The 15894-nt window shown below is 71.4% G+C and carries 11 protein-coding genes and 1 pseudogene; 10 read left to right on the top strand and 2 right to left on the bottom strand.

Annotation, left to right across the window (positions count from 1 at the left end):
• Positions 1-710: 710 nt before the first annotated feature.
• The 5 genes from HUV60_RS04145 to HUV60_RS04125 all read left to right on the top strand — a co-directional run bounded on the left by HUV60_RS04145 (position 711) and on the right by HUV60_RS04125 (position 5498).
• Positions 711-1844, top strand: a complete 1134-nt coding sequence (locus tag HUV60_RS04145) for a tyrosine-type recombinase/integrase (RefSeq protein WP_257852220.1) — start codon at positions 711-713, stop codon at positions 1842-1844.
• 343 nt (positions 1845-2187) lie between these two features.
• The gene (gene pcaDC, locus HUV60_RS04140) at positions 2188-3486 is read left to right on the top strand and encodes a bifunctional 3-oxoadipate enol-lactonase/4-carboxymuconolactone decarboxylase PcaDC (protein WP_257852221.1); all 1299 of its coding nucleotides are present in this window, start codon (positions 2188-2190) and stop codon (positions 3484-3486) included.
• 50 nt (positions 3487-3536) lie between these two features.
• Entirely contained in the window at positions 3537-4172 is a 636-nt protein-coding gene (locus HUV60_RS04135; protein ID WP_257852222.1) for an MBL fold metallo-hydrolase, read from the top strand.
• 63 nt (positions 4173-4235) lie between these two features.
• Complete coding sequence (locus HUV60_RS04130) at positions 4236-5015, top strand: exodeoxyribonuclease III (protein ID WP_042164467.1); 780 nt, start codon at positions 4236-4238, stop codon at positions 5013-5015.
• Between the two features lie 72 nt (positions 5016-5087).
• Positions 5088-5498: a DUF6278 family protein gene (locus tag HUV60_RS04125; RefSeq protein ID WP_257852223.1), complete on the top strand. Its 411-nt coding sequence runs from the start codon at positions 5088-5090 to the stop codon at positions 5496-5498.
• 396 nt (positions 5499-5894) lie between these two features.
• Here the strand turns inward: HUV60_RS04125 and HUV60_RS04120 are convergent, their stop codons facing one another.
• Entirely contained in the window at positions 5895-6692 is a 798-nt protein-coding gene (locus HUV60_RS04120) for a hypothetical protein (protein ID WP_257852224.1), read from the bottom strand.
• Between the two features lie 153 nt (positions 6693-6845).
• Between HUV60_RS04120 and ggt the strand changes: the two genes are divergently transcribed.
• Positions 6846-8672 carry a gamma-glutamyltransferase gene (gene ggt, locus HUV60_RS04115; RefSeq protein WP_257852225.1) on the top strand — a complete coding sequence of 609 codons (1827 nt, stop codon included), beginning with the start codon at positions 6846-6848 and terminating at the stop codon, positions 8670-8672.
• 61 nt (positions 8673-8733) lie between these two features.
• On the opposite strand, the gene HUV60_RS04110 is transcribed toward ggt, so the two are convergent.
• Positions 8734-11355 (bottom strand): ATP-dependent Clp protease ATP-binding subunit, encoded by a 2622-nt coding sequence (locus HUV60_RS04110; protein ID WP_269441120.1) that lies wholly within the window; start codon positions 11353-11355, stop codon positions 8734-8736.
• A gap of 298 nt (positions 11356-11653) precedes the next feature.
• Here HUV60_RS04110 and HUV60_RS33805 point away from each other — a divergent pair.
• From HUV60_RS33805 to HUV60_RS04090, 4 genes and pseudogenes are all read left to right on the top strand, one after another.
• A pseudogene (locus HUV60_RS33805) lies at positions 11654-11908 on the top strand (helix-turn-helix transcriptional regulator); the annotation flags it as partial.
• A gap of 166 nt (positions 11909-12074) precedes the next feature.
• Positions 12075-13469 (top strand): hypothetical protein, encoded by a 1395-nt coding sequence (locus tag HUV60_RS04100; protein WP_257852226.1) that lies wholly within the window; start codon positions 12075-12077, stop codon positions 13467-13469.
• 186 nt (positions 13470-13655) lie between these two features.
• Positions 13656-14498 (top strand): nitrilase-related carbon-nitrogen hydrolase, encoded by an 843-nt coding sequence (locus tag HUV60_RS04095; protein ID WP_257852227.1) that lies wholly within the window; start codon positions 13656-13658, stop codon positions 14496-14498.
• A complete protein-coding gene (locus HUV60_RS04090; protein WP_257852228.1) occupies positions 14495-15781 on the top strand; it encodes an aspartate aminotransferase family protein in 1287 nt (428 codons plus the stop codon). Before HUV60_RS04095 ends, HUV60_RS04090 begins: the two co-directional genes overlap by 4 nt.
• Positions 15782-15894: the final 113 nt, after the last annotated feature.

The following is a 15894-nucleotide window of genomic DNA, read 5'->3' as shown; positions in this document are numbered from 1 at the left end:
CCCGGGCGGCCCCACCCGGGCGGCTGGAATCGGCCCTCCCTTGAGTATCGGCGGCTTTCTCAGACTCCGGCAGAGACCTACCCATGCCGACACGGGGACCGCTTCGAGCCGTCATGGATCTTCACGAACCGGGGCCGCTCCGAGTCGTCATGCCGGGGCCGAATTACCGACGTCGTAGCCGCCGCGGTAACTGGCCCCGGTTCGGTAGCTGCCTTTCCTTATTCGCCCACGGCAGAAGAGAAAGGCGCTGGAAAAGCTGGAAGACGCCGTAGGGGTATGTCAACGTACAACACCCTGAACCATGTGGCCGGTCAGCCCGTCCCCGACGTAACGAGGAGTTCGCCCTGTCCGTGAACGTTGCCGATGTGTCCGCCTTCTCTTTGCCCCACCAACGTACGCGACGCACTCGGAGCGTGGATCGCGTGCGGACGGCGAGCGCAACATAGACGACGATCGCCGGTTAGCAAAACCGGCGATCGTGACGATCCTCGAAGTACGTTCGCATGCGCGGCTGTGCTTGGCAGTGGAGCTGCGCGAACCTGCAGATACCGTTCTGCGCCATGGCGCGGAGCGTCGCTGGTCTGTTGCCAATCAGATGAGCCCAGTGCCTAGCCGGCGTAGGTCACGCACAGAAGGAGAGTGAGTACCTCCTGTCCGATCCGATCAAGAAGCTCCCACCCAACTCGAAGGGGCAGGTGCGGTACCGGTTTGTGGTCGACGTGGGAGTCGACCCTGCTACCGGAAAGCGCAGACAGCTGACTCGTACGTTCACCACGCTCAAGGAAGCGAAGGTCGAGTACGCGCGCATTACCAACCGTCGCCAAGAAGGGACGTTCGTTCCTCCCAAGCAGATCACTGTCAATGAGTGGCTAGATCGGTGGCTGGCCATGAAAGCGGATGATCTGGAAGAAACCACGATCTACAACTATCGGATTACCTTGGATCGGGTTCGCGGGAAGTTGGGCCATATCCGGCTTCAAGAGCTCACGGAGGAAGACGTAGAAGAGTGGATGAATTGGGCGTTGAGGTATGGACGTGCACGCGGCGGAAAAGCTGGCACTCCGCTCGGGGTGACCAGTGTGGAAATGAGCCTTGCGCGATTGAAGGATGCCTTGAATCGCGCAGTGACGCGGCGGCTGCTGACCATGAACGTGGCCCAGCACGTCACAATTCCACGTAGGGCGCGTAAGGAGGATCGAAAGAAGAAGCAGGAAGTGAAGCCGTGGAACGTTCAGGAAGTCCAGATGTTCATTCACGGCGTCAGGGCGGAACGGCTCTATGCTCCCCTTCTGCTGTCCCTCATGGGTCTGCGTCCTGCTGAAGTCTGCGGACTTCGATGGGAGGACGTCGACTTGGGCAATGCCACGATCACCATAGCCAACACCCGGACGATGATGGGGAATCGATACGTCGTGGAAAAGGACACCAAGTCCATGGCCGGAGAACGTGATCTTCCTTTGCCGGGCCCAGTACTGATGGCCCTTAGGACGTTCAAGACCCTCCAGGCCAAGGAGAGGCTCGTCCTCGGTGAGGCTTACTCGGACTCCGGGTACGTCGTGGTGCACGAGACCGGGGAGGCTTTCACGATCAAGCAACTCCGCAGGCGCGCGTACCGGCTCATGGAGGTTCTTGGCCTGCGCAGAGTACGTCTCTACGACGCTCGTGCCTCCTGCCTCACCTTCCTTGCCAACAACGGCGTGCCGGATCACATCCTCGCCCGGTGGGCCGGGCACACGAATGTGAAGACCACGAAGAAGTGGTACGTGAAGCCAGACGTGGAAGACCTCCGCGAAGCCGCCACCACATGGGATGGCCTGCACGGTGAGGCGGAGGGGCGTGCGTGAGTTCGGCGGCGTTTCCCGAGGGTGGTTTTCAGGTGGCGATCGGAGCGGCCCGAAAGGTCTCCCGCTACGTCGTCCCGTCCTTCGGGACGGCACCACATGCTTTGCTGCAAACTCGGAACAGCTGGCAGCTGTACTGATGGAGGAGGCAGCGCGTCGACGCGAGGACCAGGAGAGAGTGCGGTCGGCGGGTCACGCTACGTCAGGGGCGCGTGTAGACGCTGAAAGGCTCAGACTCGATCGACGAGGCCGTCGGCAGTGCCCGATGAGTCGAGCCGCGGGTGCGTCGAGCGGCAGGCTTCCCCGGGCTATGTGAGATTTCGTGAGACGTGAGAGGGTCTGACGCGTGAGTGAGACACCGCCGAACACCCTGCAATACCGCTTTGACGGGCCAGAAGAGGCCCCGGTCCTGATCCTGGGTCCCTCACTGGGTACCACATGGCACATGTGGGACCGGCAGATCCCCGAACTGACCAAACAATGGCGTGTGTTCCGGTTCGATCTGCCCGGACACGGAGGCGCCCCCGCCCACCCGGGGGGATCGGTCGGCGATCTCACCGCGCGGCTGCTCGCCACCCTCGACGGCCTCGGCGTGCAGCGCTTCGGCTACGCGGGCTGCGCGCTCGGCGGCGCGATCGGCCTCGAACTGGCCCTGCGGCACCCCGAACGCCTCGCCTCCCTCGCCCTGATCGCCGCCTCGCCCCGGTTCGGCACCGCCGACGAGTTCCGCCAGCGCGGGGTGATCGTCCGGACGAACGGGCTCGACCCGATCGCCCGTACCTCGCCCGACCGATGGTTCACCAGCGGTTTCGCGGCCGCGCAGCCGGCGATCACCGAGTGGGCCGTGCAGATGGTGCGTACCACGGACCCGGGCTGCTACATCGCCGCCTGCGAGGCACTCGCCTCGTTCGACGTACGGGCCGAACTCGGCAGCGTCGGCGTGCCGACCCTGGTGCTGGTCGGCTCGGACGACCAGGTCACCGGCCCCGCCGAGGCCCGCACACTGGTCGCCGGGGTGCCGGACGCCCGGCTGGCCGTCGTGCCCGGCGCCTCCCATCTCGTGCCGGTGGAACAGCCCGCCGCCGTCACCGACCTCCTGGTCCGGCACTTCTCCACGGCCTGGCAGCCCGCCTTCGAGCCCGTCACCGGGCACATCGCCCTGCCTGCCGTCCAGGTCAGGGCGGGGCAGGTGGTCGTGCCGCAGCAGACCGGGCCCGTCGCGGAGATCGCCGCCGCCGTCCCGCCGCAGGCCCAGGGCGGCGGAAGAGACACGTACGAAGCGGGAATGAAGGTCCGCCGGGAGGTGCTGGGCGACGCGCACGTCGACCAGGTGCTGGCCCACAGCGACGACTTCTCGGGCGACTTCCAGGAGTACGTCACCCGCTCCGCCTGGGCCGAGGTCTGGGACAGGCCCGGCCTGGACCGGCGCACCCGCAGCTGCGTCACCCTCACCGCCCTGGTCGCCGGCGGCCACCTGGAGGACCTCGCCGTCCACACCCGGGCGGCCCTGCGCAACGGCCTCACCCCTGCGGAGATCAAGGAGGTCCTGCTCCAGGCGGCCGTCTACTGCGGTGTCCCCGCGGCGAACAGCGCGTTCCGCGTGGCCCAGCAGGTCGTCCGCGAGGAGACCACGCCCCAGGAGTGAGGACCCGGGTGCCTCGTGCCGGAGCGGGCCTGTGGAGGCAGGATGGACGTATGAGGCTCACGAAGAAGTCGCACTCCTGCGTCCGCCTGGAGAAGGACGGCCGTACCCTGGTCGTCGACCCCGGAGGGTTCAGCGAGGAGGACGCCGCGCTCGGCGCGGACGCCCTCCTCGTCACCCACGAGCACCCCGACCACTTCGACGAGGGCAGGCTCAGAGCCGCCCTGGAGGCCGACCCGGCCGCAGGGGTCTGGACCCTGAAGTCCGTCGCGGACCGGCTCTCGGCCGCGTTCCCCGGCCGGGTGCACACCGTCGGTCACGGCGACACGTTCACCGCCGCGGGCTTCGAGGTGCAGGTGCACGGTGAACTGCACGCCGTGATCCACCCGGACATCCCGCGGGTCACCAACGTCGGCTACCTCGTCGACGGCGGTGCCCTCTTCCACCCCGGCGACGCCCTCACCGTCCCCGACCACCCGGTCCGGACGCTGATGCTCCCCGTCATGGCCCCCTGGAACAAGATCTCGGAGGTCATCGACTACGTCCGCGAGGTCCGGCCGGAGCGCGCCTACGACATCCACGACGCCCTGCTCACCGACCTGGCCCGGCCGATCTACGACCGTCAGATCGGCGCCCTCGGCGGCGCTTTGCACCTGCGGCTGGACCCGGGGGCGACGGCCGAGCTGTGAGCCGGACGGCGGCCGGCGGATGCCGGACGGACATTGTCCGAGGTGCCCGGTAGGTTGTGGGACATGCGCATCGCGACCTGGAACGTGAACTCGATCACCGCCCGTCTGCCGAGGCTCCTGGCCTGGCTGGAGAGCAGTGGCACGGACGTGCTGTGCCTCCAGGAGGCCAAGGTCGCCGAGGAGCAGTTCCCGGTGGAGCAACTGCGCGAGCTGGGCTACGAGTCGGCGGTGCACGCCACCGGCCGGTGGAACGGCGTGGCGGTGCTCTCCCGCGTGGGCCTCGAGGACGTCGTCAAGGGCCTGCCCGGCGACCCGGGCTACGACGGCTCGTCGGAGCCCCGTGCCGTCCGTGCGACCTGCGGCCCGGTCCGCGTCTGGTCGGTGTACGTGCCCAACGGCCGTGAGGTCGACCACGCGCACTACGCGTACAAGCTCCGGTGGTTCGAGGCGCTGAAGGCCGCCGTGGCCGGTGACGCGGCGGGCAGCCGCCCCTTCGCGGTACTCGGCGACTACAACGTGGCGCCGACCGACGACGACGTGTACGACCGCGCCGCCTTCGAGGGCTCCACCCATGTCACCCCGGCCGAGCGCGCCGCCCTCGCGGCCCTGCGCGAGACCGGCCTGACCGACGTCGTCCCGCGCCCGCTGAAGTACGACCACCCCTTCACGTACTGGGACTACCGCCAGCTCGGCTTCCCCAAGAACCGCGGCATGCGCATCGACCTGGTGTACGGCAACGAGCCGTTCGCCAAGGCCGTTTCCGACGCCTACGTCGACCGTGAGGAGCGCAAGGGCAAGGGCGCCTCGGACCACGCGCCGGTCGTGGTCGACCTGGACGTGTAATCACCGGCCCCCGACGGCAGTTGCCCGCGTGCCCTGTGGTGCGGACGGCGGTACGAATGTCACTCTGGAGGGATGAACATCCCCTTCCTGGGCAGCCGGCGCCGGAATCTCGGAGTCCGCGATCCCGAGGGCCTCGCGGAACTCCTGGCCGAGTGCGAGCTGCTGCGCTCCCAGGTGTCCCGGGCCGGTGTCCGGCTGGACGACTCCCCGGCCTCGTTGGATGCGCTGGACCAGATGGTCCCGGGAAGCTGGCGGGACGACGAGGACACCCTGACCTGGCTGGGCAACGACGCGGGTCTGTATCTGGGCACGGTCATCGTGCGCACCGTTCCAGGAGCCGTCTGGGAGATCCGGCCCGACGGTCAGCCCGTCGTACGGCTCGCCTCCGGGCGGGAGTTCGACGTCGTGGACTCCGGGCACGCCTGGGCTGCCGGCGGGGTGCCCGAACTGTCCCAGCTGTACGCCGAGGTCGCGGAGGCCTGAGACGCAGGCCGGGACCGGTCCCGACCTGCCCCGCACTCCGGCACCCACCGGGCGGCGGACGGGCCGAGGACTCCCTCGCCAGGATTCTCAGGCACTGAGCGGGGTCACGCGGGGGCGCCCGCCCCCCGGCCTCGACTACGATGACTTCTCCGTCCCGGTGAGGAAGGGGACTTCGCGGTCACAGCGGGTACACCGCCGCCGGGAGGGGCCCGCCGCCCCACGTCCGAGGGGCGGCGGTTCACAACGGCCAGTCCCGCCCGGCGGCAGCCGGAGATCACTGCCCGCGTGGCGAAGACGGCCCGTGCCACGGGTCGTTCGCCGGCGGGCAGAAGGTCAGCTGCGCGCCGGACGGGTTGCGCCCGGTCGTCACCCGCCCGTACACGCCCTCCGGGAGGTTCAGGACTTCTGCTGCTTCTTCCGTGAGGCGGGCGCGGGAGCGGGTGCCGGGCCGGGGGAGGGCTCGGCGGCGGGGACCGGCAGCGGGGTCTGCGCGGCGCGGGTCACGTCCCCGACCACCTCGACGACATCAGGACCGTACGCCTGTGAGTTGACGACCTTCAGCAGCAGGACGAAGGAATGGGAACCGTGCTTGCGGGCGAGACGCTCGTGATGGCGGGCGAGATAACGGGTGGCGGCCTGGTTGGTGATCGCGCGCTGGCCGCAGAACAGGAACACCGGCCGGGTGTCGCGCCGGTCACCGGCGGTGAGCCGGGCGAGCAGGACGTACTCCGTGACCCCCGGCTCCAGCCGGTAGAGTTCGGTGCCGATCCGGAAGGCGGACCGGTCCGGGCCCGGTTCGGGATCTATGTTGACGCGCACCCCCGGCAGCATCGCCGCCATGTGGGCCACCATCCGCCGGTTCGACGCGGGACCCCCCACGCAGAACTCCGTGCGTTCGCCGAAACCCTGATGGACCATGTCCTGCGTGACCACCTGGACATGTGCCCCGCAGTCCTTGATCAGCGCCGAGAGCTCCAGCAGCGAGAACACGTCGAAGCGGTGCACGGCCGGTTCCGCCGTGGCCGGATCACGGTTGACGACGAGGAGCGACTCGGAGTTGTCCGGCAGTCCGAAGAACGCCTGCTTGCGCCGGAGCTTGCGCTTCCACAGATAGGTACGGGCGATCCAGCCCAGCGCGGCGAAGAGGCCGGAGGCGACCACACCCAGAACAATGTTGCGTACGTCGTCACTCATGGGCGCGCATGCTAGCGGGCTCGGGCAAACCCGTGTTCGAGACGTCCGGGGAAAGGGCGTCCGGAGCGGCCGTGACGGCACGCCCCGTGATGTTCCTGACGTGGGCATGGTGATGAATTAGGCTGCGGGAACGGCCCTTCAACGGAGGTGCGGATGCGTCATCGTGTCGGACGGAAGCTGACGGTTCTGGCGGTCACCGCCGCCGTGGTCTCGGCGGGAGCGGCAGCGCCGCCCACGGCCGCCACGCAGGGCGGACCCGGCCGGACCCCTGCCACGCCACCTGCCAAGACCCCGGTGGCCGTCGGCCACGGCGGAGCGGTCTCCAGCGTCGACGCCGACGCCTCCGCCGCTGGTATCGAGATCCTGAGGAAGGGCGGGAACGCCGCCGACGCGGCCGTCGCCACCGCCGCCGCGCTCGGCGTCACCGAGCCCTACTCGGCCGGTATCGGCGGAGGCGGCTACTTCGTCCACTACGACGCCAGGTCCCGTACCGTGCGGACGATCGACGGACGCGAGAGCGCACCGCTGACCGCCGGCTCCGGCCTCTTCCTGGAGAACGGCACCCCCGTCCCCTTCGCCGAAGCCGTCAGCAGCGGCCTCGGCGTCGGCACCCCGGGCACTCCGGCCACCTGGCAGCGGGCGCTCGAGAAATGGGGCAGCGCGTCCCTGCGGACGGTCCTGAGGCCCGCCGAGAGGCTCGCCCGCGACGGATTCACCGTCGACAGCACCTTCCGCGCCCAGACCGCCGCCAACGAGGCGCGCTTCCGCCATTTCCCCGACACCGCCGAACTCTTCCTTCCCGGCGGTGCACTCCCGGTGGTCGGCACCACCTTCAAGAACCCCGACCTCGCCCGCACCTACGCGGAGCTGAGCAGGAAGGGCGTCGACGCGCTGTACCGGGGCGCCATCGGCCGGGACATCGTGGACACGGTCAACGAGCCGCCCGTGGACCCGGACTCCGGCTGGAACGCCCGCCCCGGCGACCTCTCGGCCCGGGACCTCGCGGCGTACCGGGCCACGTCCCAGCCGCCCACCAGGACGTCATACCGCGGCCTGGACGTCTACGCCATGGCGCCCTCCTCCTCCGGCGGCACCACCGTCGGCGAGGCCCTCAACGTCCTGGAGCGCACCGACCTCTCCCGGGCCGACGACACCCGCTACCTGCACCGCCTCATCGAAGCCAGCCGCATCGCGTTCGCCGACCGGGGCCGCTGGGTCGGCGACCCCGCCTTCGAGGACGTACCGACGAAGGAACTGCTCTCCCAGCGGTACGCCGACTCCCGCGAGTGCCTCATTCAGGACGACGCCGTCCTCACCAGTCCGCTCGCCCCCGGCGACCCGCGCGACCCCGCGCCCTGCGCGACCGGCCACGCCGCGGCCCCGACGACGTACGAGGGTGAGAGCACCACGCACCTCACCACCGCCGACCGCTGGGGCAACGTCGTCTCCTACACGCTCACCATCGAGCAGACCGGCGGCAGCGGCATCACCGTGCCCGGCCGCGGGTTCCTGCTCAACAACGAGCTGACCGACTTCTCCTTCGCCCCGGCGAACCCGGCCGTCCACGACCCGAACCTGCCGGGTCCCGGCAAGCGGCCCCGGTCCTCGATGGCCCCGACGATCGTGCTCGACGGCCACGGCCGACCGGTCGTGGCGCTCGGCTCGCCCGGCGGCTCGACCATCATCACCACCGTGCTGCAGACCCTCACCGGCTTCCTCGACCGCGGTCTGCCGCTGGCCGACGCGATCGCCGCGCCGCGCGCCAGCCAGCGCAACACAGCCCGCACCGACCTCGAACCCGGCCTGTACGACAGCGCCGTACGGCAGAAACTGGAGGCCATCGGGCACTCCTTCCAGGCCAACCCGGAGATCGGCGCGACCACCGCCGTGCAGCGGCTGCCGGACGGCCGGTGGGTCGCCGCGGCGGAGAGGACCCGCAGGGGAGGCGGCTCGGCGATGGTAGTGCGCCCGGCGCGGTAGGCCGCGGGCCCGGCCGGCGGGAAGGCGCCGGTGCCCCCGGCGGGAAGGGGCGCCCGCTCGCTCACCGTTCGGGCGGCCCCGGCGTCGGGGGCTCCTCGCGGCCGGTGCCGGCACCGGCACCGGCCGTCGATCCGGTCCTGGCCCCCGCGTCGGTGCCGGTCCCCGCCTGCGTCCGGAACGTGAGGTTTCCGTCCGCCGTGTCCACCGTCACCCGGTCGCCGCCGCTGACCGTGCCGTCCAGCAGCAGCCGGGAGAGCTGGTTGTCGACCTCCCGCTGGATGGTGCGGCGCAGCGGCCGCGCCCCGTACTCGGGCTGATGGCCGCGCCGCGCCAGCCAGTCCACGGCCGCCTCGGTGAACCCGACCGTGACACCCTGCCCCCGCAGCCCGCGCCGCGTCGCCTCCAGCAGCAGATCCGTGATCCGCCGCAGTTCCGTGGCGGTCAGCTCACGGAACACCACCACCTCGTCGATCCGGTTGAGGAACTCGGGCCGGAAGTGCTCCCTCAGCGGTCGCAGGACCTGCTCCCGCCGTGCCTCCTCGTCCGCGTCCGCGCCGCCGGCGGAGAAGCCGGGCGCCCCGCCGCGCCGCGTGATGGCCTCGGAACCGAGGTTGCTCGTCATCACGATCACGGTGTTGCCGAAGTCCACCGTCCTGCCCTGGGCGTCGGTCAGCCGGCCGTCGTCGAGAACCTGGAGCAGGATGTTGAAGACGTCCGGATGCGCCTTCTCCACCTCGTCGAGCAGCAGCAGCGAGTACGGATGCCTGCGCACCACCTCGGTCAGCTGCCCCGCCTCCTCGTGGCCGACGTACCCGGGCGGGGCGCCCACCAGCCGGCTGACGGTGTGCCGTTCCTGGTACTCGCTCATGTCGAGGCGGACCATGCGGTCCTCGCTGCCGAACAGGGCCTCGGCCAGTGCCCGGGCCAGCTCCGTCTTGCCGACGCCGGTCGGCCCGAGGAACAGGAAACCGCCGATCGGCCGGTCGGGGCTGGCGAGCCCGGCCCGCGAGCGCAGCACCGCGTCCGCGACCACCCGCACCGCCTCGTCCTGGCCGACGACCCGCTGGTGCAGATGCTCCTCGAGACCCAGCAGCCGGTCCTTCTCCTCCTCGGTGAGACGGCTGACCGGAATGCCGGTCTGCCGGGACACCACCTCCGCGATCGCCTCGGTGTCCACCACCAGGCTCTGGCCCTCGTCGACCCGGCCCTCGCCGCCGAGCTCGGTGATCCGCTCCTTCAGCTCGCCGATACGGTCCCGCAGCTGCGTCGCCTGCTCGTACCGCTCGTCGGCGACCGCCTGGTCCTTGTCGCAGGTCAGCTGCTCCAGCTCCTGCTCCAGGGCGCGCACGTCCGTGCCCTTGGTCCGGGACCGCAGCCGTACCCGGGCGCCGGCCTGGTCGATCAGGTCGATCGCCTTGTCCGGCAGGCGGCGGTCGCTGAGATGGCGGTCGGACAGCTCCACGGCCGCCACCAGCGCCTCGTCGGTGTAGCGGACCTGGTGGTGGGCCTCGTACCGGTCCCGCAGACCGCGCAGGACGGCGATCGCGTCGGACGGTGTGGGCTCCGGCACCATGATCGGCTGGAAGCGGCGGGCCAGCGCCGCGTCCTTCTCGATCCGGCGGTACTCCTCCAGCGTGGTCGCGCCCACGATGTGCAGCTCGCCGCGGGCCAGCGCCGGCTTGAGGATGCTGCCGGCGTCCATCGAACCGCCCTCGCCGCCGCCCCCGGCGCCCACGACGGTGTGCAACTCGTCGATGAAGACGACCAGCCGGTCCGAGTGGGACCGGATCTCGTCGACGATGGTGGTCATCCGCTCCTCGAAGTCGCCCCGGTAACGGGTCCCGGCGACCACGGCCGTCAGGTCGAGCGCGACCACCCGCCGGGCCGTCAGCAGGTCGGGCCCGTCCCCGTCGGCGATCCGCTGCGCCAGCCCCTCCACCACGGCGGTCTTGCCGACTCCCGCGTCGCCGATCAGCACCGGGTTGTTCTTGCCACGCCGGGAGAGCACCTCGATGGTCTGCTCGATCTCCTCCTCCCGCCCGATCACCGGGTCGATGCGGCCCTCCCGGGCCAGCTCGGTGAGGTCACGGCCGTACTGGTCCAGCGTCGGCGTGCCCGTGGCGGTGCGGGGCCGCTCGGGGCGGTGCTGCGCGGGGTCCGGTGGGTCGGGCTGCCCTCCGGCGGCGGCGTACCGGGCCGCGTCCAGGATGTGCCCGGCGGCCGAGTCGGGGTTGGCCGCCAGGGCGCCGAGCACGTGCTCGGGGCCGATGTACCCGGCCCCGGTCGACCGGGCCATCTCGTGCGCGTCCAGCAGGGCCCGCTTGACGGCGGGGGTGAGCGAGAGCGACGTCGGCGGCGGGGTGTCGTCCGGCCCGTGCTGGACGGGACCGGACCGTTCGTCGATCTCCGACGCCATCGAGTCGGGGTCCGCGCCCGCCCGGCTGAGCAGGCCGCGGGTCGGCTCGGTGGCCAGCGCGGCGCGCAGCAGGTGCTGGGTGTCCAGGTCCCGGCTGCCGTGCTCGGCGGCGTACTGCGCGGCACCGCGCACGAGGTCCCTGGCCGGCTGGCTCAGCAGTCGGCCGATGTCGACCTGCCGGGGGCGCGGCCCGCCGAAGAAACGTGCGAGGAACTCTCCGAAGGGGTCCGAGCCGTAGCCCTCCGGACCTGTGAACCCGCTGCTCATGGACATCCCGTTCCGGCGCCCCCGAGGGATCTCCCAGGGCCGGGCGGGACCGGGAACCTGAAGGAGGCCCGGGGCGCGCTCACTGCTCGACGTACGGTCCGGACGCGGGTGCCCGGCCGTCTCCCGGTTACACACATGCGTGACCCCGCGGTGCGAGTGCCGCCTGCGGCGTGCCGCCCGACGCGTGGTGGGCGCGGCGCGCTCGTAGAACACCCTCGCACGATCGACGGGGGGCAGCACCTCGGAACCACGTCACCGCGCGGGGCACGCTCCGGGGCTTGCGAGGGCTTGCGAGGGCTTGCGGGGGCGCGGCCCCGGCACGTCGGGACGGGGCCGGAGCGGGTGTGACACGTCGACGGCCCGCCGGAGTCCGCGGAGCGTCGGTCGCAGCGTGACGCACGTCACGGCGAGTGCGGGCATCTCCCCGCAGACCCTCCGGAAGATCGAGACCGGGCGGGCCCCTACCCCGGCGTTCTCCACAGTGGCGGCCCGCGCCAGCGCCCTCGACCTGCCGTTGGACGAGCTGGTGGGCCGGTGCGCGCCGGTCGCGTCACCGGTGGCCGCCTGGGCCGAAGGCCCCGGGTGGGGACGCCTGCCGGGCCGTCGCCGCGCCCGGCGGGCGCACCTTGCCCGCTCACGGAAAACTCCCTGTAGCGCACCCGTAACACGAGGGGTGTTGCCTACGGGACGAAGTGCTCCGGTTGCAGCGGGAGTTAGCTATGGCAGTGGAGACGCTCCCGGTCCGGATCCGGGAGTTCGCGGACTACCTGCACGGGCTGCTGGCCCGGCTGGACCCGTCCGATGGCTGGTGCGCGGTGTTCTGGCACCGGGACCCCGACGGCATGCGGGCCTGTCTCGACGGGCGTGAGGTGCCGCCCTGGGACGTGGTGGAGGCTCTGCTCCAGGACCTGCGTACCGTCCACGGCGCAGGCGCCGCCGAGTCCGCGACGCCGAAGGCCCGTGACCTGCACGCCGCCGCCCTCGCCGCGTACGACGCCCGGCCCGGTGCCCGGGAGGCGCTCGGTGACCGGCTCGACGTGACGCTCCGCGAGCAGAAGTACGCGGGGGAGCGGCACGCGCACCTGAGCGATGCCCTCGCCCGTGCCGCCACCCGGGCGGAGGCCGACGCGCTCGGCGTCGATCTCGCCTGGGCCCGCGACGACCACGACCGGGCCACTGCGCGGTGCGCGGAACTGCGGGACCGCGCGACCGCCCTGGACCGACGGGCACGGCAGACGCACCCCGGCCCGGAACCCGTACCGGGTCCGGGCCCCGTCCTGGAGGCCGCCCGCCGCGACGCCCTCGACGGCCGGCCCACCCCTGTGCCCAAGCAGCGCAAACGGCGTCGAGGCAGCGCCCGCTTCACCGGTGTGGCGGACGAGGAGGCCGCCCCCGTCGTCGTACCGCCCTCCCTCGCCCCGGCCGAGCCCGCTCCCGGCCCCGGGTCGGCCCCCGCCGCCCGTACCGTCCGCACCCCGCGTGGCGCACGCTTCGCGGGGGTCGCCGACGACACGGGGGAGGAGCGGGCGCGGGCGTCTTCCGGAGCGCGCGGTGCGTCGTGGGCGGCCGAGGATCCCGCCGACGCGGCTCAGCGGCAGGAGGTCGACCGCCTCGTCGGCACCCTCGCGCTGCTGCGCCGCGACGGGCGCAGCGGCGAGGCGCACGCCCTGCTCACCGAGGCCGCGTCGTGGCCCGCCGCCCGCCTCCCGCTGCTCGCGGACGGGATGCGGAGCGCGGGGCTGGGCGCCGACTGGACGACGCTGCTGTGGGAGGCCGCCTCCCTGCCCGCCGGCCGGCTGGTCGCCGCGGCCGACGCGCTGACCGCGGCGGGGCACGCGCACGACAGCGAGCAGATCCTGCGCCAGGGTGTCGTACGGCCCGCCGAGGAAACCGGCCGGGCGGTCCTCGCACTGGACGCCGAGCACCGCCATCGCGAGGTGCGCACGCTCCTCGACGCCTACGTCAGGATGCGCACTCCCGCGGAGGCGGCCCGCAGCGCCGCCCCCGGACCCGAGCGACTCGTCCCGCTGCTCCTCGGCGCCGCCCGGGGCGTCTCCGAGGAGCGGTACTGGGACCTGCTGCACGCCCTGCGCGTCGCCGGGTTCACCACCTGACCGGGTCCCGCCGGACAGGCCCCGACCGGCCCGTGCGGGTACTCACCCACCGGAGTGCGAAACACGATCGACTCCGCGGCTTCACGACGATGGTCTTGGCAAGGCCGTGCAGGGGGCTTACGTTCGTCCCTCTACGACCGCTTCTACGGGCGTAGAGGCGCTGACGTCGCGTCGAAGGAGCAGCTCATGGCCAACGTCGTACGTGCCGCCCTGGTCCAGGCTACCTGGACCGGCGACACCGAGTCCATGCTGGCGAAACACGAGGAGCACGCCCGCGAGGCGGCCCGGCGGGGCGCGAGGATCATCGGGTTCCAGGAGGTCTTCAACTCCCCCTACTTCTGCCAGGTCCAGGACGCCGAGCACTACCGCTGGGCCGAGCCCGTGCCCGACGGACCGACCGTCACCCGGATGCGGGAACTGGCCCGCGAGACCGGCATGGTGATCGTCGTTCCGGTGTTCGAGGTCGAGCAGTCGGGGTTCTACTACAACACCGCCGCCGTGATCGACGCCGACGGCACCGTCCTCGGCAAGTACCGCAAGCACCACATCCCTCAGGTCAAGGGGTTCTGGGAGAAGTTCTACTTCAAGCCCGGCAACCTCGGCTGGCCCGTCTTCGACACCGCTGTCGGCAAGGTCGGCGTCTACATCTGCTACGACCGCCACTTCCCGGAGGGATGGCGTCAACTAGGACTCAACGGAGCCCAGTTGGTCTACAACCCGTCCGCCACGCACCGCGGACTCTCGTCCCACCTGTGGCGGCTGGAACAGCCGGCCGCGGCCGTCGCCAACGAGTACTTCGTCGCCGCGATCAACCGCGTGGGCCAGGAGGAGTACGGGGACAACGACTTCTACGGCACCTCGTACTTCGTCGACCCCCGGGGACAGTTCGTCGGCGAGGTCGCCAGTGACAGCAAGGAGGAACTCGTGGTCCGCGACCTCGACCTCGGCCTCATCGAGGAGGTGCGGCAGCAGTGGGCCTTCTACCGCGACCGCCGCCCCGACGCCTACGAAGGGCTGGTGCGGCCGTGACCGACGACCTCCTGGGCCGCCACCGCTCCGTGCTCCCCGACTGGCTCGCCCTCTACTACGAGGAGCCGATCGAGATCACCCACGGCGAGGGCCGCCACGTCTGGGACTCCGAGGGCAACCGGTACCTCGACTTCTTCGGCGGCATCCTCACCACCATGACCGCTCACGCCCTGCCCGAGGTGACGAAGGCGGTCGCCGAGCAGGCCGGGCGGATCATCCACTCCTCCACCCTCTACCTCAACCGGCAGATGGTCGAACTGGCAGAACGAGTCGTCCAGTTGAGCGGCATCCCGGACGCCCGCGTCTTCTTCACCACCTCCGGCACCGAGGCCAACGACACCGCCCTGCTGCTCGCGACCGCCCACCGGCGCAGCAACACCGTCCTGGCGATGCGCAACAGCTACCACGGCCGCTCCTTCAGTGCCGTCGGCATCACCGGCAACCGCGGATGGTCCCCGACCGGGCTGTCCCCGCTGCACACCCTGTACGTGCACGGAGGCGTTCGCACCCGCGGCCCGTACGCCACACTCGGCGACGACGGGTTCATCGCGGCCTGCGTCGACGACCTCAAGGACCTGCTCGGCCACACCCGTCCGCCCGCGGCCCTGATCGCCGAGCCGATCCAGGGCGTCGGCGGCTTCACTTCACCGCCCGACGGACTGTACGCGGCGTTCCGTGAAGTCCTGCACGCGCACGGCGTGCTGTGGATCTCCGACGAGGTGCAGACCGGCTGGGGCCGCACCGGTGAACACTTCTGGGGCTGGCAGGCACACGCCCGAAACGGCCCGCCCGACATCGTGACCTTCGCCAAGGGCATCGGCAACGGCATGTCCATCGGCGGCGTCGTCGCCCGCGCCGAGATCATGAACTGCCTGGACTCCCAGAGCATCTCGACGTTCGGTGGCACCCAGGTCACCATGGCCGCCGGCCTGGCCAACCTCACCCATCTCCTCGAACACGACCTCCAGGGCAACGCCCGGCGAGTCGGCGGCCTGCTCATCGAACGCCTGCGGGCCGTCGCCGCCCAGGTGCCCGCCGTACGGGAGGTCCGCGGGCGCGGCCTGATGATCGGCGTCGAGCTGACCAGACCGGGCACCGACGAGGCCGACCCCCGGGCGGCCTCCGCCGTGCTGGAGGCCGCCCGCCGAGGAGGACTGCTCATCGGCAAGGGCGGTGGTCACAACACCAGCGCCCTGCGCATCGCCCCGCCCCTGTCCCTCAACGTCGCGGAGGCCGAGGAGGGCGCCGCCATCCTCGAACAGGCTCTGCGGAGCCTCCGGTAGCGGCCCGACGCCCACCCCCGGCTGTCCGCGTCCCCCGCGCGGGGCGAAGCCCGCACGGGGTGCGGTACCGGGACCGACGAGCGGCTACCGCCGCGCGGGCGCGGCCGGCCGCC

The sequence above is a fragment of the Streptomyces sp. KMM 9044 genome, from assembly GCF_024701375.2.
Lineage (GTDB): Bacteria > Actinomycetota > Actinomycetes > Streptomycetales > Streptomycetaceae > Streptomyces.
Note: the sequence above shows the minus strand (reverse complement) of the source record. Positions and strands in the feature narration are given on the sequence as shown.

Coding starts and splice junctions, on each gene's coding strand:
- HUV60_RS04125 (WP_257852223.1), top strand. CDS start 5,088: ATGAACATCCCCTTCCTGGGCAGCCGGCGCCGGAATCTCGGAGTCCGC.
- HUV60_RS04100 (WP_257852226.1), top strand. CDS start 12,075: ATGGCAGTGGAGACGCTCCCGGTCCGGATCCGGGAGTTCGCGGACTAC.
- HUV60_RS04130 (WP_042164467.1), top strand. CDS start 4,236: ATGCGCATCGCGACCTGGAACGTGAACTCGATCACCGCCCGTCTGCCG.
- HUV60_RS04120 (WP_257852224.1), bottom strand. CDS start 6,692: ATGAGTGACGACGTACGCAACATTGTTCTGGGTGTGGTCGCCTCCGGC.
- HUV60_RS04095 (WP_257852227.1), top strand. CDS start 13,656: ATGGCCAACGTCGTACGTGCCGCCCTGGTCCAGGCTACCTGGACCGGC.
- ggt (WP_257852225.1), top strand. CDS start 6,846: ATGCGTCATCGTGTCGGACGGAAGCTGACGGTTCTGGCGGTCACCGCC.
- HUV60_RS04135 (WP_257852222.1), top strand. CDS start 3,537: ATGAGGCTCACGAAGAAGTCGCACTCCTGCGTCCGCCTGGAGAAGGAC.
- HUV60_RS04110 (WP_269441120.1), bottom strand. CDS start 11,355: ATGAGCAGCGGGTTCACAGGTCCGGAGGGCTACGGCTCGGACCCCTTC.